Source organism: Cupriavidus sp. 207A1, from assembly GCF_057798955.1.
Genome location: NZ_JBYOJO010000002.1, coordinates 279,493 through 299,265, shown reverse-complemented (window position 1 = coordinate 299,265; position 19,773 = coordinate 279,493). Strand labels below are relative to the sequence as shown.

Annotated in this window: 14 protein-coding genes; 3 read left to right on the top strand and 11 right to left on the bottom strand. The window is 69.6% G+C overall.

Annotated features, from left to right (window positions below; translation table 11 throughout):
* Positions 1-33: 33 nt before the first annotated feature.
* Entirely contained in the window at positions 34-1,170 is a 1,137-nt protein-coding gene (locus AC3FMM_RS04120; RefSeq protein ID WP_111518692.1) for an HPP family protein, read from the bottom strand.
* A gap of 159 nt (positions 1,171-1,329) precedes the next feature.
* On the bottom strand, positions 1,330-1,749 hold the full coding sequence (locus AC3FMM_RS04115; RefSeq protein ID WP_115706124.1) for an Lrp/AsnC family transcriptional regulator: 420 nt from the start codon (positions 1,747-1,749) through the stop codon (positions 1,330-1,332).
* 175 nt (positions 1,750-1,924) lie between these two features.
* On the opposite strand from AC3FMM_RS04115, the gene AC3FMM_RS04110 reads away from it, so the two are divergent.
* Positions 1,925-2,803: a dimethylarginine dimethylaminohydrolase family protein gene (locus AC3FMM_RS04110; protein WP_488686155.1), complete on the top strand. Its 879-nt coding sequence runs from the start codon at positions 1,925-1,927 to the stop codon at positions 2,801-2,803.
* 16 nt (positions 2,804-2,819) lie between these two features.
* On the top strand, positions 2,820-3,905 hold the full coding sequence (gene ocd / locus AC3FMM_RS04105; protein ID WP_488686153.1) for an ornithine cyclodeaminase: 1,086 nt from the start codon (positions 2,820-2,822) through the stop codon (positions 3,903-3,905).
* A gap of 64 nt (positions 3,906-3,969) precedes the next feature.
* On the opposite strand, the gene AC3FMM_RS04100 is transcribed toward ocd, so the two are convergent.
* The 9 genes from AC3FMM_RS04100 to AC3FMM_RS04060 form a co-directional block, all read right to left on the bottom strand.
* Entirely contained in the window at positions 3,970-4,566 is a 597-nt protein-coding gene (locus tag AC3FMM_RS04100; protein ID WP_115679566.1) for a helix-turn-helix domain-containing protein, read from the bottom strand.
* A gap of 415 nt (positions 4,567-4,981) precedes the next feature.
* The gene (locus AC3FMM_RS04095; RefSeq protein WP_488686152.1) at positions 4,982-6,301 is read right to left on the bottom strand and encodes a sigma-54-dependent transcriptional regulator; all 1,320 of its coding nucleotides are present in this window, start codon (positions 6,299-6,301) and stop codon (positions 4,982-4,984) included.
* Positions 6,291-8,264 carry a sensor histidine kinase gene (locus tag AC3FMM_RS04090; RefSeq protein WP_488686151.1) on the bottom strand — a complete coding sequence of 658 codons (1,974 nt, stop codon included), beginning with the start codon at positions 8,262-8,264 and terminating at the stop codon, positions 6,291-6,293. Before AC3FMM_RS04090 ends, AC3FMM_RS04095 begins: the two co-directional genes overlap by 11 nt.
* 166 nt (positions 8,265-8,430) lie before the next feature.
* Positions 8,431-9,741 (bottom strand): dicarboxylate/amino acid:cation symporter, encoded by a 1,311-nt coding sequence (locus AC3FMM_RS04085; RefSeq protein WP_116312231.1) that lies wholly within the window; start codon positions 9,739-9,741, stop codon positions 8,431-8,433.
* A 553-nt stretch (positions 9,742-10,294) separates the two neighbouring features.
* Positions 10,295-11,278 (bottom strand): formimidoylglutamase, encoded by a 984-nt coding sequence (gene hutG, locus AC3FMM_RS04080; RefSeq protein ID WP_473703885.1) that lies wholly within the window; start codon positions 11,276-11,278, stop codon positions 10,295-10,297.
* Positions 11,275-12,594, bottom strand: a complete 1,320-nt coding sequence (locus tag AC3FMM_RS04075; protein WP_115708441.1) for an MFS transporter — start codon at positions 12,592-12,594, stop codon at positions 11,275-11,277. The genes hutG and AC3FMM_RS04075 overlap by 4 nt, the downstream gene beginning before the upstream one ends.
* 198 nt (positions 12,595-12,792) lie before the next feature.
* Positions 12,793-14,478 carry a urocanate hydratase gene (gene hutU / locus AC3FMM_RS04070; protein WP_115679572.1) on the bottom strand — a complete coding sequence of 562 codons (1,686 nt, stop codon included), beginning with the start codon at positions 14,476-14,478 and terminating at the stop codon, positions 12,793-12,795.
* Positions 14,479-14,752: 274 nt separating this feature from the next.
* Positions 14,753-15,454 (bottom strand): histidine utilization transcriptional repressor HutC, encoded by a 702-nt coding sequence (gene hutC / locus AC3FMM_RS04065; protein ID WP_172581769.1) that lies wholly within the window; start codon positions 15,452-15,454, stop codon positions 14,753-14,755.
* 111 nt (positions 15,455-15,565) lie between these two features.
* Positions 15,566-18,949, bottom strand: a complete 3,384-nt coding sequence (locus AC3FMM_RS04060) for a diguanylate cyclase (protein WP_116313235.1) — start codon at positions 18,947-18,949, stop codon at positions 15,566-15,568.
* 375 nt (positions 18,950-19,324) lie between these two features.
* On the opposite strand from AC3FMM_RS04060, the gene AC3FMM_RS04055 reads away from it, so the two are divergent.
* Entirely contained in the window at positions 19,325-19,723 is a 399-nt protein-coding gene (locus AC3FMM_RS04055; protein ID WP_115708445.1) for a nuclear transport factor 2 family protein, read from the top strand.
* Positions 19,724-19,773: the final 50 nt, after the last annotated feature.

The following is a 19,773-nucleotide window of genomic DNA, read 5'->3' as shown; positions in this document are numbered from 1 at the left end:
GCCCTACCGCAAGCCAAAAAGCCGCTCCACCCCTTAATCCGGCACCGCCATCACCCCACTCTTCAGCAACGCCGCCACCAGGTCCGACTGCGTCACCATCCCCACCACGCGCCGCTGATCATCGATCACCGGCGCATGATGCAGCCCGCCGTCGGAGAACGCCTGCGCCAGTTCCACCATCGGCTGCTCGGGCCGCGCCGTGACCACGGCATGCGTCATCAGGTTGCGCACGGTGCCGGCCAGACGCCGTGCCCCGGTATCGCGCTGCGCCGCAAAAAAATCGCTTTGCGTGACGATCCCCACCAGCTTGCGCGTCGCGTCCACCACCGGCAGGGCCTTGATGCGATGCCGCGACAACAGATGCCCGGCTTCATGCGCGGGCTGGTCCGGCGTCACCGTGATCACGTCGCGCGACATGATTTCGCCGCACAGCACGTTGCCGAAATGACGGCGATACGCGCGCAACTGCGCCGCCACCAGGATCTGCTCGAGGTCGTCTTCCTCGATATCCAGGAATTCGCCGCGCACCTTCAGCGCCGCATCCAGGTCCGCGCGGGTCACGCCGACGCGCTGGGTGGGCGGTAAGTCCCGGGTGCCATGCTGAACCGCGGGTTCGGGCGGACGATGCGGGTAGCGCCGGCGCGACAGGTTGTTGAAGGCCAGCGCCATCATCAGCATCAGCATCGAATTGAACAGCACCGGCACGGCCACGAAGCCGAAGCCCAGCGCACTGACCGCCGGCCCGCCGAAGACGGCGGTGATGGCCACCGCGCCGCTGGGCGGATGCACGCAATGGAACTGGAACATCAGGGCAATGGCGACGGCGACCGCGACGGCGGCAGCCAGGCCGGGATCGGGGATCCAGCGCGCGCAGGCCACGCCGACCACCCCGGCGATCAGGTTGCCGCCGATGATCGACCACGGCTGCGCCAGCGGTGAGGCCGGCACCGCGAACAGCAGCACCGCCGAGGCGCCCATCGGCGCGACAAACCAGGGGTTGAAGCCGCCCAGGGTCTGGTGGCTGATCCATTCGGTGCAGAGCAGGCCCAGCAGCGCGCCGAAGCAACTTTTGAGGCGCTCCTTGCGGCTGGCAGCGACCGGCAAGGGAACGAATGTGCGCAGCCAGGCACGGGCGTTATGCGCCAGGGCGGAGACGGGGGCGGTTGGCATTCTTGTAACGGGGGGCGCTTTGGAATGGTGCACGTAATATATCACGGGGTGATATATCGGGTTGCCATTGGTGCAGCGCATCCCGCTGATGGGGCATGCCGCACCGCACAAGGGCACGGCAGGGCAAGCCCGCCCTCGAGAGGTAGCGCCGCGGCGGCCCTATTTATAGGTCGACAGCAGGATGCTGGTCTCGGTGGCGCTGATGCCGTCGATCAGCCGGATCCGGTCGAGCGCGCGGTCGAAGGCCTCGAGCGTGTCGGCGCGCAGCTCGGCGATGATGTCCCAGCGGCCGTTGGTGGTGTGCAGCGCCTGCACGTTGGGCTCGCCGCGCAGCGCCTGCAGCACGGTGCGGGTCTTGTTGCCGTCGACGGCAACCGTCATCCAGGCGCGGATGCGGTGCGCCTCGGCCTCGGGCCGCAGGCGCACGGTGTAGCCGACGATGAGCCCTTCCTGTTCCAGTTTGTCGATGCGGTTCTGCACCGTCGCGCGCGACACGCGCAGCGCCTGCGCCAGTGCCGTCACCGGCGTGCGTGCGTTGTCGCGCAGGAGGGAAATCAGCTGCTGGTCGGTGGCATCCATGGGGCGGGGCGGGGGTGATTGGCAAAGCGCCAGCGACATCTGGCATTTTGCTTAATGGTAGGCGCAAACTGGGCAGTTTGCTGGCTTTTGGCTAACGCGGGCTTGCGCCAGAATTCAATCGAGCGATGGATTTCCAGACGCAACCCCCGCCCCGCCACCCCAACCAGGAGCCGCCGTGATCCAGACCCCGACCATCTTGCTAGTCGAGCCCACCTTCTACGACGTGTCTTACAGCATCAACCCGTGGATGGATCCGGCCGCGTGGGCGCGCGATCCGCACGGCATGCACCGCAATGCGATGCAGTCGTTCCATGCGCTGCGCGACGCGCTCGGGCGCGCGGGCTTCGCGGTGGAGCTGGCGCCGGGCGCGCCGGGGCTGCCCGACATGGTGTTCCCGGCCAACGCCGCCGTGGTGCTGGACGGGCGCGCGTTGCTGGCGCGCTTCCGCTATCCGCAGCGCCGCGGCGAGGAAGCGCCGTTTGCCGACATCTTTGGCAAGCTGCGCGAGCGCGGTCTGCTCGACGAAGTCGCGCTGCTGCCGGAAGGGTGCTACCAGGAAGGGGCCGGCGATTGCATCTGGGACGCGGGGCGCGGCCATTTCTGGGCCGGCTTCGGACCGCGTTCGTCGCACGAGGCGGCGCAGGTGGTGTCGCGCTATTTCGGCAAGGACGTGGTGGCGCTGGAGCTGGCCACCGAGCAGAGCTATCACCTCGACGTGTGCTTCTGCCCGCTGTCGGGCGGCGAGGTCCTGTACTACCCGCCGGCCTTCAGCGCAGCGGCGCTGCGCGAGCTGCGCGCGCGCGTGCCGGCGCGGCTGCGCATCGAGGCCAGCGCCGACGACCTGCGCCATTTCAGCGTCAATGCGGTCAACCTGGACGACCAGGTGGTGATGACCCGCACCACGCCGCACCTGCGCACCGAGCTGGGACGGCGCGGCTACCAGTTGCATGAGGTCGACCTGTCGCCGTTCATGCTGTCGGGCGGCGGCGCCTATTGCATGACCTTGCGGCTGGACCGCAGCAGCGGTCGCGGCGTCGCCGCGGCGGCCGCCTGAGCGCAGGGAGAGGGTCATGAAGAACACCGTCCGATCATTGTTTCTCGACGCCACCGACGTCGCCCGGCTGGTGGCCGCGATCGGCCCGCAGGCCGCCATCGTCGACCTGGCCGTACAGGTGCGCCAGGCGTTCGCGCGCTGGGCCGATTTCGACAAGTCCGCGCGGCTGGCCAGCCATTCGGCGCGCGGGGTGATCGAGCTGATGCCGGTCAGCGACGGCAGCCAGTATGCCTTCAAGTACGTCAACGGCCATCCCCGCAATGCCCAGCACGGCATGCCCACGGTGATGGCGTGCGGCCTGCTGGCCGAGGTGGAAACCGGCTTCCCGCTGATGCTGGCGGACCTGACGCTGGCCACAGCGCTGCGCACCGCGGCTACCTCGGCGCTGGCGGCGCGCGCCATGGCGCGACCGGGCGCGGCCACCATGGCGCTGATCGGCAATGGCGCGCAGGCGGAATTCCAGGTGCTGGCCTTCCATGCGATGCTGGGCGTGCGCGAGATCGCCGCCTATGACATCGACCCCGCTGCCAGCGCGCGGCTGATGCGCAATCTTGCCGCCGTGCCCGGCCTGGCGATCCGGCGTGCCGATTCGATCGAGGCCGCGCTGGCCGGCGCCGACATCGTCTCCACCGTCACCGCCGACAAGACCCGCGCCACCATTCTGACGCCGGACCTGGTGCGGCCCGGCATGCACCTGAACGCGGTCGGCGGCGATTGCCCCGGCAAGACCGAGCTGCATGTCGATATCCTGCGCCGCGCCCGCATCGTGGTGGAGTACGAACCGCAGACCCGCATCGAGGGCGAGATCCAGCAACTGCCCGCCAACGCGCCCGTGACCGAGCTGTGGCAGGTGCTGGCGGGCCACGCCCCGGGCCGCGCGGCGGCGGACGAGGTGACCGTATTCGATTCGGTGGGGTTTGCGCTGGAAGACTATGCCGCGCTGCGCTGGCTCTATGCCGCGGCGCAGGCGCATCGCGCCGGCACCGCGGTGGAACTGGTGGCGATGCCGCCCGACCCGCGCAACCTGTACGGCTGGATGCTGGCGCAGGCGGAGGGCGGCGGCGCCGGCCGGCCAGTGCCACTGCCGGCGGCCGTGGCCTGAAGCGTGGCCTGAAGCGTGGCCTGAAGCGTGGCCTGAAGCGTGACCCGAGGCGTGCCCCGGGGCTTCAGGCGGCGCGGCCCATCATCAGCTGCGCGCGCAGGAAGCCCTTGACCTCTTCGAGCGAGGGCGTCTTCAGGAACACCATGATGCCCCAGTGCTGCAGGGCATCGGCCACGCCGTCATAGGCCTGGCGGTTGGTGATGACGGCAAAGATGACGTGCTGGCTGGCAAAGAAGTTCTGCAGCTTCTCGACGGTGGCCGACTCGGCATCGTTGAGCTCGTCGACGTAGTAGAGCACCACGCGTGGATGCTCGCTGACCGAGGTGATGACGGTGTCGAGCACATCGTCCACCACCACGCTCTTGAGCGGAAGGCCCCATTTGGCGAGCTGGCCGTGGATGCGCTGCGCCTCCTGGTGGTTGGGGTGGAACACCACCAGGTCAAGCCCGTGCGGCGACGCCGACTCGGGCCCGATGCGCGTCGCCAGCAGGCGATGCACGGTTTCCTTATGGATGCGCCGATGGCCGCCGTTGGTCTTCCAGGCCCCCAGTTCGCCGCGCTCGACCATCTTCTGGACGGTGCCCAGTGAGACGTTGAGCAGTTTTGCCGCTGTCCGCGTGCTGTAGTAAGGCTTTTCAGCCAGTGCCGGATCAAGTTTCATCCCATCACCCGTAGTCCATAGGCAGTCGCGCCCTCATGGCGCACGCGGCCCCTGGCACTGGCGCCGCGCGTTTGTCACTGCCAACAGTTGACTGACCCTGTGTGCCCGGCCCGCTCCCCCGCCGGCCAGGCTGCTTTTTGTGGTTGTTTTGATCTTTTGTGCATTTCCAGCAAGCGCAGCGCGATCCCAATGTATTGGATGTCTCGATGCTGGATTTGCTGGAAGCTAATAATATGCCGCAAACGACAAAGTATCTGTAGGAAAAAACATAAATCTGCGGGGCTTTTGTTTTTTAACGCACATTGAGTGCGTTGTGATGACATCAGGTTGTCAGTGCAGACCTGCCAGCATCGTCATGGTTCCCATGACTGCAATGTCTGCAGCGCTTGCTGAATTCAGCGGGTGCTTCACAGCTTCACAATCCGTGCTTGCGCACCTTGTCGAACAGCGTGGTCTTGGCCACGCCCAGCGCTTCGCTGGCGCGGCTCAGGTTGCCGTCGTGGCGGCGCATGGCGTCGGCAATCAGCGCGCGCTCGAACTGCTCGACGGCCTGCGCGAGCGGCATGGCCTCGGGTGCGGTGGCGCCCTGGCCGGGGTTGCAGCCGAGGCCCAGCACATGGCGCTCGGCGAGGTTGCGCAGCTCGCGCACGTTGCCCGGCCAGGGGTAGGCCACCAGCGCCGACAGTTCCGCCGGCGTGGCCGGCACCGCTTCGCGCTCGAAGCGCAGCGCGGCCTGCGCGACGAAATGTTCAAACAATGCCGGCACGTCCTCGCGCCGCTCGCGCAGCGGCGGCAGTTCCAGCGTGATCACGTTCAGTCGGTAGTACAGGTCGGCGCGAAACTGGCCGGCATCGGACAGCGCGCGCAGGTCGGCCTTGGTGGCGGCCACCACGCGGGTGTTGACCGGCACCGGCTGGTTCGAGCCCAGCCGTTCCACCACGCGTTCCTGCAGCACCCGCAGCAGCTTGATCTGCAGCGGCATCGGCATGCTCTCGATCTCGTCGAGAAACAGCGTGCCGCCTTCGGCATGCTCGACCTTGCCGATGCGGCGGCGCGCGGCGCCGGTGAAGGAGCCGGCCTCGTGGCCGAAGATCTCGCTTTCGAACAACTGCTCGGGCAGGCCGCCGCAGTTGATCGCGACAAAGTTGCGCGCATGGCGCTGGCTGGCCTCGTGCAGGCAGCGCGCGACCAGCTCCTTGCCGGTGCCGGTCTCGCCGTGGATCAGCACGTTGGCGTCGGTGCCGGCCAGGTCGGCGATCAGGCGCCGCAGCCGCTCGACCGCGGGCGAATGGCCGATCAGGCGGGTTTCGAGTTTCTCGCGGCCGGCCAGCCGTTCTCGCAGTTCTGATACTTCCAGCGCGAGCCGGCGCTGCTCCAGCGCGCGGCGGGTGGCATCCACCAGTTGCTCGGGCGAGAACGGCTTTTCCAGGAAGTCGTAGGCGCCTTGCTTCATCGCCTGCACCGCCAGCCCGACGTCGCCGTGACCGGTGATCATGATTACCGGCAGTGCGGGGTCGCGTGCGCGCAGTTGCGCCAGCAGCGCCATGCCGTCCTGGCCGGGCAGGCGGATGTCGCTGACCACCACGCCGGCGTAGCCGGGACCGGCCTCGCGCAGCGCGGCCTCGGCGCTGCCGACGCCGCGCGTGGCGATGCCTTCCAGGCGCAGTGCCTGCTCGCAGCCCAGGCGCACGTCGGCATCGTCCTCGACGACCAGTACGGTCAGATCAGCCGGCATGTTCGGCATCCTGTGAAGGGGATTCCAGCGCCAGCGGCAGCACCAGCGTGAAGCAGGCGCCGCCGTCCGGATGGTTGGTGGCGGACAGGCTGCCGCCGTTCTCGTTGAGGATGCCGGCCGACAGCGTCAGCCCCAGCCCCAGCCCCTGCCCGGCGGGCTTGGTGGTGAAGAACGGTTCGAACAGCCGCGCGAAGGCTTCCTCGGACAGGCCGGCGCCGTTGTCGCGCACGGTCAGGTGGACCATGCCCCCGGCCACGTGCGCATGCAGCGCGATGCGCGGGCCAGGCCTGCCGGCCACCGCGTCGAGCGCGTTGCCGAGCAGGTTGACCAGCACCTGTTCCAGCCGGTTGGGGTCGCACACTACCGTTAGCGCCGGGTCGACATCGCGCTGCAGCGCCGGCTGCACCGCCTCGACGCGGGTCTGCAGCAGGAACAGCGCGTTGTCCACCGCCTCGGCGAGTTTCGCCTGGCGCCTGCCGTTGCCGGGCTTGCGCGCGAACGACTTGAGTGCGCCGGTGATGCGGCCCATGCGCTCGACCAGACCGATGATGGTGTCGAGGTTGGCACGCACCGTGGCGTAGTCGCCGCGCTCGAGGAACTTGCCGGTATTGCCGGAGATGGTGCGCAGCGCCGCCAGCGGCTGGTTCAGCTCGTGCGCGATGCCGGTCGACATCTGCCCGACCGCGGCTAGCTTGCCGGCCTGCAGCAGCCCGTCCTGGGTCTGGCGCAGCACGGTCTCGGCGCGGATGCGCTCGGTGACTTCGGCCTGCAGGCGCTGGTTGGTAGTGGACAGGTCGGCGGTGCGCTCGGCCACCTTGCGTTCGAGTTCGCTGTTGGCCGCCTCCAGCGCCGCGCGCGCCGCCAGGCGTTCGTTGATGATGCGCCGGCGCACGTTCCAGGCCGCGCCCAGCAGCAACACGAAGGCGGTCAGCACGCCGGCCAGCGCCGCGGTGTTGAGCGCGGCCACGCGCGCCTGCGAGGTATTGGTCAGCAGCGTCAACTGCCAGTCGGTGCCGGGCAGCGCGGCATGCTGGGCCAGCATCGGCGGGCCGCGGCGCAGGCGCACCAGCTCGTCGCTGCTGCTGCCGTTGCCGTTGTCGAGCTTGCGCACCAGGGCCAGCGGCAGCTGCGGCAGCGGGGCCCGGTTGTACTGCAGGCTGCGCGCCAGGCGCTCGCGCGCCTCGGCCGACAGCGGGCGCAGCGCGGCCAGCTTCCACGACGGGTCCGAGGCCAGGATCACCACGCCGTTCTCGTCGGTCAGCAGCATCTGGCTGTCGGCGCCCTGCCAGCGGTTTTCCAGCGGCTCCAGGCCGATCTTGACCACCGCCACGCCCACCGGGTTGTCGCGCTCGCCCAGCGGCGCCGACAGGTAGTAGCCGGACTCGCTGCGCGTGGTGCCGACGCCGTAGAAGCGGCCCAGCTGGCCCTCCATGGCCGAGCGGAAATACGGGCGGAAGCTCAGGTCTTCGCCGAGATAGCTGTCCGGGCGCTGCCAGTTGCTGGTGGCCAGCACCTTGCCGTGCGCATCCAGCACATAGATCACGCGCGTGCCTGCGCGGGTATTGAGCGCGCTCAGGTATTCATTGGCGCGCGCGGTGCGCGCGGCATCGTCGGGGCGCAGCAGCAGCGCGGCGATGCGCTCGTCCAGCGACAGCAGGCCGGGCACGTAGTCGTAGTGCGCCAGCTCGCTTTCCAGTGCCTGCGTGTACAGCCGCAGTTGCACCTGGCCGCGTTCGGCCTGGCGCGCCAGCGCGCCGTCATAGGTGTAGCGGTAGCCGAGCGCGCCCGCCAGTCCGACCAGCACGGCCAGCGCCAGCAGCGCCAGCAGCGGCGCGGCGCCGCGCAGGCCGTGGGGCAGGCGCGCGCCGTTGGCCGCGCCAGGGGCAGCGCAGGCCGCCGAAGCCGCAGGGCTGGCGGCGGGGGCGCGGGGGGTATCGCCGGGAGGGTGTAACGGGCCAGTCATCAGGTGTTGGGCGAGGCAGGTGGCATAGCCGCCGCGCCGGCAATGGCTGGAGCCGGGCGCGGGAGCCTACTTTTACCACACCAATGGGGGGTGCCGGCCGCCGCAATGCAAAAAGGCCCGGTTGCCTGATCGGCAACCGGGCCCCTGGCACGCCAGGCGGACGGTGTTACTTGGCCGCCAGGGCCTGGGCAGGTGCCAGGCCGGTGGTGGTATCCGCGGCGGGTTCATCCTCCTCGGACGTTACCGGCGCGCCGATGGCGCCTTCGCTTTTGGCGACGACGGCGGTGGCAATCGCATTGCCGAGCACATTGGTCACGGTGCGACCCATGTCGAGTACGTGGTCGATGCCAAGCACCAGCAGGATGCCGGCCTCGGGCAGGCCGAACATCGGCAGCACGGCGGCGACCACCACCAGCGAGGCGCGCGGCACGCCGGCGATGCCCTTGCTGGTGACAAGCAGGACCAGCAGCATGGTGATCTGCTGGCTCAGCGACAGCTCGATGCCATACACCTGCGCCACGAACAGCGCGGCAAACGAGGTGTACATGATCGAGCCGTCCAGGTTGAACGAGTAGCCCAGCGGCAGCACGAAGTTGGTGATGCGCTCCTTGACGCCGAAACGGGTCAGCTGGTCGATCACCTTCGGGTAGGCCGATTCGCTGCTGGCGGTGGCGAAGCCGATCATCAGCGGCGCGCGCATCTGCTTGAGCAGGCGGAACACGTCACGGCCCAGGAAGAAGTAGCCGCCGGCGATCAGCGCCACCCACAGCAGCGCCAGCGCCAGGTACAGGCTGCCCAGCAGCTTGGCGTAGACCACCAGCACGCCCAGGCCCTGCGCGGTGATCACCGCCGCGATCGCGCCGAACACACCCACCGGGGCGAACGCCATCACGTAGTTGGTGACCTTCAGCATCACGTCGGCCAGGCCCTCGATGCCCTGCAGCACCGGCTTGCCGACGCCGTCCTTGACGGTGCCCAGCGCAAAGCCGAAGAACAGCGAGAACACCACGATCTGCAGGATCTCGTTGTTCGCCATCGCCTCGACGAAGCTCTTGGGGAACATGTGCGCGATGAAGTCGCGCAGGTTCAGCGCCCCGGTCTTCAGGTTCGAGCTGGCGTCCGCGGCCGGCAGCGCCAGGTTCATGCCGTGGCCGGGCTGCAGCAGGTTGGCCATGACCAGGCCGAGCAGCAGCGAGGTGACGGAGGCGCCGATGAACCACATCATCGCCTTCATGCCGATGCGGCCGACGGCGCGGCCATCGCCCATGCTGGCGATGCCGGCCACCAGCGTCGCGAACACCAGCGGGCCGATGATCATCTTGATCATCCGCAGGAAGATGTCGGTCAGGATGGACAGGTGGTTGGCAATCGATTTGGCGGTGGCAGCATCCGGCGCCAGGTTGTGCGCGGCGGTGCCGGCCAGCACGCCTAGCAGCATCGCAATGAAGATCAGGGTGGGCAGTCGATTCAGTTTCATCGTGGATCAGGCCTGTGCGACCGTTCCCGGGAAGGGACGGGCGACTGTATTGCAGGAAGGCTGGGCGACGTCGGGGCGCCGGGCCGGCCGTGTCAGGGTTCAGCGCGGCAACAGGTGCCGGGGGTGCGCCGGGATGGCGACGGGGGTGGGCAAGGCGGGGTCGGTCATGGGTGTGTCCTCCTTTGTTTTTTCGGCATCGGCCGGGACGCTGGGGGCGTGCCGGCGTACCTGTCTGGCGCTGTGAGCGGCGGCCTATATTGCACGCGCCGTGCCAGCACAGAGGTCTCGCAGGAGCACTGCAAGCCATTGAATGCAAAGGAGAAAATAAAGTGATTCCGGCGCACGGTTCGGGAAACCGGATGATCTGGCGGAAGCCCGTTCGGTAATCCGAACGGCGTTCTAGGTGTAAACCCTGGGGTTTTGGGGGGGTGGGGTGTGGGTGGCCCGGGGGTTCCCCCCCCGCCCGCCCCGGGGGGGCGCGGGGCCGGGGGGAGGGGCCGGTGGGTAGGGAAGAGAGAGTAAGCCGTCGCGGGACGAGGACCGTGCCGCTTGTTCAGCCGCCCAGCAGCCGGTAGCACAGTCTTGCCGCTACCCGCGCGCCGCAGCCGTCGCGGTCGTACAGCGGGTTGAACTCGGCAAGGTCCGCCACGCGCAGCTTGCCGCTGTCGCGCAGCAGCGTGGCGATGGCCTCGACCACCGCCAGCGGCACGCCGTAGGCGGCCGGGGCCGAGACGGCGGGCATGACCGCGGCGGGCAGCACGTCGAGGTCGATGCTCAGGTAGACGTGGTCGGCATCGGCGACCCAGCGCTCCAGTTCGGCCAGGCGCGCGTCGAGGTGGCGCTCCTGCAGGTCGGTGTCCTCGACCTGGCGCACCCCCAGCGCGTGCGCGCGCGCGAACAGCGCGGCGGTATTGGCCAGCCGGCTGACGCCCAGGCAGGCGTAGTCGAACGGCAGGCCGCGTTGCCGGCAGTCGTCGGCGATCTGGTCGAACGGCGTGCCCGAGCTGCCGGGGCGGCTGCCGCGCAGGTCGAAATGCGCGTCGAGGTTGACGATCAGCACGCGGCCGCGGTCGCCGCGCGCATCCAGGTGCAGGCGCAGGCCCTGCCACGTGCCCCAGGCCACTTCATGCCCGCCGCCCAGCACCAGCGGCCAGGCGCCGACCGCCAGTTCGGCGGCCACGGCGCGGCCCAGGCGCTGCTGCGCGGGCTCCAGCGCATCGCCTTCGCAGTGGATGTCGCCGCCGTCGATCAGGCGGCCGATGCCGTGCGCCGGCACGCCGGCCAGCGCGCGGCGGATCTCGCGCGGGCCGGCGGCGGAGCCGGGCCGGCCCTGGTTGCGCACCACGCCGGCGTCGCAGCAGAAGCCCAGCAGCACCGGCACGCCGGGCGTGCGCGGCGTGGCGGGGCCGGCGACGATCTCGAACAGGCGGCGCGTGTCGCCGGCCTCGCCGGTATCGCGGCGGCCGCGCCAGACCATCTCGTGGCCGCTGACGGCGGCAGCGTCGGTGGCCGGCGCGAAGTCTGCCAGGTCGCTCATTTCAGCCGCCGCCCCAGCGTTTCGGGCACCATCAGCAGGCCGAGCAGCGACACCAGGCCGCAGCCGATCACGTACAGCGCCGGGGCGTTGGCGTCGCCGGTGGCCTGGATCAACTGGGTCGAGAAGTACTGCGCGAAACCGCCGAAGATGGCGATGGCGACGCAATAGGCGATCGACAGGCCGGTGGCGCGCAGGCGCTTGGGCAGCACCTCGCTGACCAGCACCATCGATGCCGGCGCGGTCATCGACATCGGCACCGACAGGCATGCCACCACCACCAGCAGCCGCGCCAGCGAGGGTTCGGCATTGATCAGCACAAAGGCCGGGTAGACCATCGCCAGCAGCGCCACGCGCGACCACAGCACCACCGGCTTGCGGCCGACGCGGTCGGCCAGCCAGCCGGCGAACGGCGACAGCGCCACCTGCACCGCCGCGGCGACGCAGCCCGCCCAGATGCCCAGCGACAGCGGCATCTTCAGCACGCTCACGGCGTAGTTGCTGAGGTAGTAGACGACGATATAGGTGGAAGAGGCCAGGCCGATCATCAGCAGGATGCTGGCAAAGACCTCGCGCGCATGCTGGCGCAGCAGCGGCCATTGCGCGGCGTGCTCGCCGTGGTGCGCGGGCGTGGCGGTCTCTTCCAGGCGGCGGCGGATCAGCAGGCCGACCGGGATCACCAGGATGCCGATCAGGAAGGCCAGGCGCCAGCCCCAGGATTCCAGCTCGGCCGGCGCCAGCAGGTTGCTCAGCACCAGCCCGGTGACGGCGCCCAGCAGCGCCGCCAGGCCCTGGCTGAACGGCTGCCAGGCGGTATAGAAGCCGCGCGTGCGGTCGTCGGCGTATTCCAGCAGCAGCGCGGTCGACGCTCCCATCTCGCCGCCGATGGCGAAGCCCTGCACCAGCCGCGCGATCACCACCATGATCGGCGCCAGGATGCCAATCTGCGCGTACGGCGGCGTGACCACGAAGATCAGCGAGCTCAGGCCCATCAGCCACAGCGTCAGCGCCACCGCGGGCTTGCGCCCGGCACGGTCGGCATACATGCCGATCAGCAGGCCGCCGAGCGGACGCATCAGGAAGCCGACGCCGAAGGTGGCGAACGACATCAGCAGCTGGCCGCTGGGGTTGTCGACGGGAAAGTACAGGCGGCCGATCAGCGTGGCAAAGAAGCTGTAGACCACGAAATCGTAGAACTCGAGGCCGTTGCCGATGGTGATGGCGGCAATGGCGCGGGTGCGCGACAGGGCTGGGTTGTGGGCGCCGGCCTGAGCGCCGGCTACACCATCGTAGGCGGGCGCAGTGGTATTGGATGGCATGCGGATTGTCTCCCGGTGAGGCTTGGTGTAATCAGCTTGTTTTCTCCCCTCTCCCACGCAAGTGGGAGAGGGGCGGGGGGGAGGGCGGGAGTTTCCACGAAGTGGGGCGTCATCATGCTTGGCGCACGCCGCCCCTCACCCCCTGCCCCTCTCCCGCAAGCGGGAGAGGGGAGCAAACATTGGGTTCTTGAACGCTCGTCAGCCGCGCAGCATCGGCAGGTCCAGGCCCTGCTCGCGCGCGCAGTCGACGGCGATCTGGTAGCCGGCGTCGGCATGGCGCATCACGCCGGTGGCGGGGTCGTTGTGCAGCACGCGGGCGATGCGCGCGGCGGCTTCATCGGTGCCGTCGCAGACGATCACCACGCCGGAATGCTGCGAGAAGCCCATGCCCACGCCGCCGCCGTGGTGCAGCGAGACCCAGGTGGCGCCGCTGGCGGTGTTCAGCAGCGCGTTCAGCAGCGGCCAGTCGGAGACGGCGTCCGAGCCGTCCTGCATGGCCTCGGTCTCGCGGTTGGGGCTGGCGACCGAGCCCGAGTCCAGGTGGTCGCGGCCGATCACGACCGGCGCCGACAGCTCGCCGCTGCGGACCATCTCGTTGAACGCCAGGCCCAGCTTGGCGCGCAGGCCCAGGCCGACCCAGCAGATGCGCGCCGGCAGGCCCTGGAAGCTGATGCGCTCGCGCGCCATGTCGAGCCAGCGGTGCAGGTGCTCGTCATCGGGGATCAGTTCCTTGACCTTGGCGTCGGTCTTGTAGATGTCCTGCGGATCGCCCGACAGCGCGGCCCAGCGGAACGGGCCGATGCCGCGGCAGAACAGCGGGCGGATATACGCGGGCACGAAGCCGGGGAAGTCGAAGGCATTGGCCACGCCTTCTTCCTTGGCCATCTGGCGGATGTTGTTGCCGTAGTCGAAGGTCGGCACGCCCAGCTTCTGGAAATCCAGCATGGCTTGCACATGCGCGGCCATCGAGGCCTTGGCGGCCTTCACCACCACGGCCGGCTCGCGCTGGGCGCGCTCGCGGTATTCGTCCCAGCTCCAGCCGGCGGGCAGGTAGCCGTTGAGCGGGTCGTGCGCGCTGGTCTGGTCGGTGACCATGTCGGGGCGCACGCCGCGGCGCACCAGTTCGGGCAGCACTTCGGCGGCGTTGGCGCACAGCGCGATCGAGATCGCCTTGCCTTGCGAGGTGTAGCGGTCGATGCGGGCCAGCGCGTCGTCCAGGTCAGTGGCCTGTTCGTCGACGTAGCGGGTCTTCAGGCGGAAATCGATGCGGCTCTGCTGGCATTCGATATTGAGCGAGCAGGCGCCGGCCAGCGTCGCGGCCAGCGGCTGCGCGCCGCCCATGCCGCCCAGGCCCGCGGTCAGCACCCAGCGGCCCTTCAGGTCGCCGTGGTAGTGCTGGCGGCCGGCTTCGACGAAGGTTTCATACGTGCCCTGGACGATGCCCTGGCTGCCGATGTAGATCCAGCTGCCGGCGGTCATCTGGCCGTACATGGCCAGGCCCTTGGCGTCGAGCTCGTTGAAGTGTTCCCAGTTGGCCCAGTGGGGAACCAGGTTGGAGTTGGCGATCAGCACGCGGGGGGCGTCGCGGTGGGTGCGGAACACGCCGACCGGCTTGCCCGATTGCACCAGCAGGGTCTGGTCGTCTTCCAGGCGGGTCAGGGCTTCGACGATGCGGTCATAGCATTCCCAGTTGCGCGCGGCGCGGCCGATGCCGCCGTAGACCACCAGTTCCTTCGGGTTCTCCGCGACCTCGGGATCGAGGTTGTTCATCAGCATGCGCAGCGGCGCTTCGGTCAGCCAGCTTTTCGCTGTCAGCGTGGTGCCGCGCGGGGCGCGGATTTCGGTGTCGCGGAAACGCGTGGATTGGGTGGGGGTCTGGGTCACGGGAAACTCCTTCGGTCTTGCGGGTCTGGAACGCGCGCTTTGGGTCAACGCATAGGCATGTATATTCCTGTATATACAAGTTGGGTTGAATCGGGGTATTCCCGAAGGGCGTTCGTTGCAGTTGTGTCGTTTGAGGCGCTTATGCGCGCGCGACCGGCGGCAGTCGGCGTAGAACCGCCTGCTCGATTACCTGGACCCGAGAGGCAGCGCGGCGACGGTGGTCGTGATCACGATCCGCGCAGCGTAAGGGCCAGCGCGCCGGCCGCTGCAAGGATCAGGACGTGAACCGGCCTTCCAGCCGATGCAGCGAACCGGGATGCACCAGCCGCACCGACGTCACCACCCGGCCGGCGGACCAGGTGCGGCGGCGGATCAGCAGGCACGGCTCGCCGCGTTCGATGGCGAGCAGTTCGCACTCTTCCGCCAGCGCCAGCACGGCCTCGACCACGTGCTCGCCCTCGGTCAGCGGGGCGATGCGCGACAGGTACTGGTAAGGGGTTTCGCTGGTGAAATCCTGCGCCAGGTAGTCCGGGGCGACCGCGGCGTTGACATAGCGGTCTTCCAGCTGGATCGCCACGTCGTCCTCGTAGTGGACGATCACCGAATGGAACACCCGCGCCTCCAGTGCGACCTCCAGTGCCGCGGCCTGCGCCGGACCCGCGCGCTCGGCCGCCAGGCTGACCACGCGGGCGCGATGGCGGTGCCCGCGCGCGGCGATGTCGTCGGCGATATTGTTGACCGCATACAGCGCGGTGCGCCGCTTGGGTTCGGCAACGAAGGTGCCGACGCCCTGCAGCCGCACCAGCATGCCCTCGGCGGTCAGCTCGCGCAGCGCGCGGTGCACGGTCATGCGGCTGACGCCGAGCGCCTCGACCAGCTCGGTCTCGGACGGCACGCGGTGATGGGGCGGCCAGCTGCCGTCAGCAATCCGGCTGCTGATGTGCTGCTTGACGCGCGCATACAGCGGCGCCGGCATCGGGTCGGACACGAGCGACAACGGGTTCCCCTTGGTTTCGGCCAGGCGGCCAGGTGGCCACGCGGACAGGCGCCGAATGTATCACGGCCGCTGCGTGGGCAGTCCGGCGGGCTATGAGGCCTGCGCGTTGCGCTGCGCGTATCCGGCCAGGAATACGTCCAGCGCCACCGGCCGCCCGATCGCATAGCCCTGCGCGTAATCCACGCCGATCGCGCGCAGCGCATCGAGGGTGCGTTCGTCCTCGACCCATTCCGCCACCGTGCGCACGCCCAGCCGGTGCCCGATGTCGTTGATCGAGCTTACGATCTCGCGGTCCACCGCGTTGTCGGCGAGCTGCCGGATAAAGCTGCCGTCGATCTTGAGGAAGTCCACCGGAAACTGCTTCAGGTAGGCGAACGACGACAGGCCCGAGCCGAAGTCGTCCAGCGACACGGTGCAGCCGGCGCGCCGCATCTCCGCCACCAGGCGGTTGGCCGCGGCCATGTTGTTGATCAGCGCGGTTTCGGTGATCTCCAGACGGATGCGATCGGCGGGCAGCGCGCTGGCTTCGAGCTCGGCATGCAGGAACGGCAGCAGGAAGGGCTCGCCCAGCGAGTTGGCCGACAGGTTGATCGATACCGACAGCCCCGGCACCGCGCGCAGCCGCTCGCCGTAGCCGCGCAGCACGTTGCGGATGACCCAGCGGTCGACATGGCCCATCAAATCGTAGCGCTCGGCGGCGGGAATGAAGGCCCCGGGCAGGATCAGCTCGCCGTGCTCGTCGACCATGCGCACCAGGATCTCGATATGGCGATGGCCGCTGCCGTCTTCGCCCGGTTCCGGCTGCAGCGCGCGGATCTCCTGCGCGAACAGGCGGAAGCGGTTGGCTTCCAGCGCCGAATGGATGCCGGCGGCGACTTCCAGCTCGCGGTGGTGGCGGCGCGCGTCGCTCTCGTCGCGGCGGTACACCGAGACCCGGCTGCGGCCCGCGGCCTTGGCCGCATAGCAGGCCACGTCGGCACGGCTCATCAGCTCGCTGACCGGCGGCACGTCGAGGTCGATGGCGGCGATGCCGATGCTGGCGCCGACGTCGTACACGCGCCCCTCCCACGGGAAGCGGCGCCCGCGGATGGCGTCGATCACGCCCTGGCAGACCTGCTCGGCCTGGTCGACGGTGCAGTCCTTGAGCAGCAGCGCGAACTCGTCGCCGCCCAGGCGCGCCAGCACGTCGTCCGGTCGCACATGGTTGCGGATCATGTAGCCCAGCTCGCGCAGCAGCACGTCGCCGGCGCCGTGGCCGGCGGTGTCGTTGACGATCTTGAAGCGGTCCAGGTCGATAAAGCACAGCGCCGCGCGATGGCCATGCAGCCGCGCCGCGTCGCACGACTCGCGCAGGCGCTTCTCGAACCAGGTGCGGTTGGGCAGGCCGGTCAGCGCATCGTGCATGGCCGAGCGCGCCAGCTCGCGCTGCAGCGCGCGCGCTGCGGTGATGTCCTGGAACACCAGCACCGCGCCCAGCACCTCGCCGCGCGCGGTCAGCACCGGCGCGGCCGAGTCCTGCACGTCGTGGCGCTCGCCGGTCAGGCTCTGCAGCACCGCGCCCTCCTGCAGGTAGGCCGGCGTCAGCGTGCGCAGGCAGGCCTCGACCGGGCTCGGGATGGGCTCGCCGGTGCTCTCGTCGAGGATGCGGAAGACCCGTTCCAGCGGCAGCCCGGTGGCGGCGGCCATGGTCCAGCCGGTCAGCTGTTCCGCGATCGGGTTCATGAAGGTCACGTGCATGGTGGCGTCGGTGCAGATCACCGCATCGCCGATCGAGCGCAGCGTGATATGCAGGCGTTCCTTCTCCTCGAACAGCGCCTCGGTCAGCCGGCGCTGGTCGGTGGTGTCCCAGTTGGTGCCGACCAGCGCGTGGGCGGCGCCGTCGGCGCCGCGGGCCACCATCGCCATGGCGCGCACGTGGCGCACCTCGCCGCCCGGGCGCACGATGCGGTATTCGGTGTCGAACGCGGCCTCGCCGCGGATGGCGCGGCGCATCTCGCCACGCACGCGGCTGGCATCGTCGGGGTGCAGCAGCGCAATCCATTGCTCCGACAGCGGCGCGCCGCCGGCCGGGTCGGTGCCGTGCAGCGCATGCATGCGCGCATCCCAGGTGATGCCGGCGCTGGCCAGGTCCCATTCCCAGATGCCCACGCCGCCGGCTTCGACCGCCAGCTGGATGCGCCGCGACAACCGTTCCAGCTCTTGCTGCGCCAGCTTGCGCGCGTGGATGTCTTCCACCTGCGTGATGAAGTGCTGCGGCTCGCCGGTCTGTTCGTCGCGCACCAGCGAAACCGCCAGCAGCACCCAGCGGTAGTGGCCGTCCTTGTGGCGGTAGCGCTTCTCCAGGCGATAGGCCTCGACCTTGCCGGACAACAGGTTGGCGACCTGGCGCAGGTCGCCGGTCAGGTCGTCGGGATGGGTCAGCTGCTGGTAGCTCAGCTCGCGCAGTTCGGCCGCGCTGTAGCCAAGCAGCTCGATCATGGCGCGGTTGACGGTCTGCCAGCGGCCGTCCATGTCGACCAGCGCCATGCCGATGGCCGAATGCTCCATGGCCTGGCGAAAGCGCTTGTCGCTGCTGCGCAGGCTGGCGCGGCCGTGCCGGTTCTGCTCGGTCAGGTAGGCGATGCAGACCGGCAGCACCATGATCACCGCGGCCGACAGCGGCACCGCTTCATGGCGGTGCGACAGCAGCATCAGCGCCTGCAGGCACAGCGTGGCCACCAGCGCCAGCAGCGCGGTGGCAAAGGGGTTGCCGGCCAGCGCCAGCAGCACCAGCGGCAGCGACATCGCGGCGAACGGGTCGTGCCCCTGCCATTGCGCCAGGGTGCCGATGGCCAGGCTCAGCGCCAGCGCGCCCGCCTGCGGCGCCAGCATCGGCCGCGCCGCGGCGGCGCGCACGCGCACCGCGGTCATCGACAGCATCAGCGGCAGCAGTAGCGCCATACCCAGCGCGCTGGCCTGCCACCAGGTCCACCACACCGGCGCGAAGCGGCTGCCCGCGACCGCGGCGATGGCCGCCGCGCCGGCGGTGGCACCGACCGTCGGCGCCAGGATGCCGCCGACCGCCAGCATCACCGCGAACGCGGCCAGCGGGCCGTGGCGTCCGGTCACGCCATGCCGGTCCAGCAGGCGCAACAGCAGCAGCGCGGACAGTATCTCCGCCAGGTTGGCCCCGGTCAGCAGCAGCGCCGTGCCGACGCTGTCGCCGGCGCCGTGGTTGGCCAGCACGCTGGCCACCAGCATGCCGGCCAGCAGCCACGGCGCCTCCGCGCGCGGCCGCTGCAGCAGCAGGCCCAGCCCGAACGCGTTGGGCAGCCACACCGAGGCCACGGTACCGGGCAGCCGCGCCAGCCAAAGCGCCGCCGCCGCCAGCACGAAATAGCAGGCGCCGGCCAGCAGCAAGGGCAGCCATCGGCGCGGCGCGGCGGAAGGGGCTGGAGCGGCCGGGTGGCTCGGCGGGGCCGTATCGGGCGTCATGGACGAGATCGAGGCAAAGGCGGTGCGATGCGGTGGGAGGGAGGCGGCATGCCCGGCACGGCCCGGCGGCATGCCCCCGGAACGCCCGGACAGACTGCCGCCCAGCGTAGGGGCAATGTAGCGAGGATAAGCGCGTGGCCATCGGCAGGACAGGGGGCAGGTTGGGGGTTACTTGCCTCTGGTGTTGGGGGCGATTTTTTGGTAGGGGATGCAATTCCGGCGCGAGCCGGCCGGTCCGGGCTGCCGCATGCCTCGCCGATCTGCCTTCCGATAACCTCCCCGGTAATCGCGCCGCCGCGCCCCCGCGCCGATCATGCAGCCATGGCCTGACGCCAGGCCCCGAGAGCCTGACCACCAACCCCCAAGGAGAATGCCATGTCCGCTGCCACCCAGTCCCACCAGGCTGAACACGCCGCCACCCTTGCCGACCGCTACCTCGCCGCCTGGAACGAGACCGATGCCGCGCGCCGGCGCGAGCTGATCGCGGCGGCGTGGACGGAAACGGCGTGCTATGTCGATCCGCTGATGCGGGGCGACGGCCATGCCGGCATCGATGCGATGATCGCCGCGGTGCAGGCAAAGTTTCCCGGTTTCCGCTTTACCCGGGTGAGCCCGGTCGATGCGCACGGGGAGCACCTGCGCTTTACCTGGGAGCTGGGCCCCGCCGGCGAAGCGGCGCTGGTGGTCGGCACCGACTTTGCCACGGTGTCGGCCGACGGCCGGCTGGCGCGCATGACCGGCTTCATCGACCGCGCCCCGGCCGGGCTGGCCTGAAAGCCGCCGGCGCTGCGCTATGTTGCCTTTCCCACCGACAGCCCCCGGGG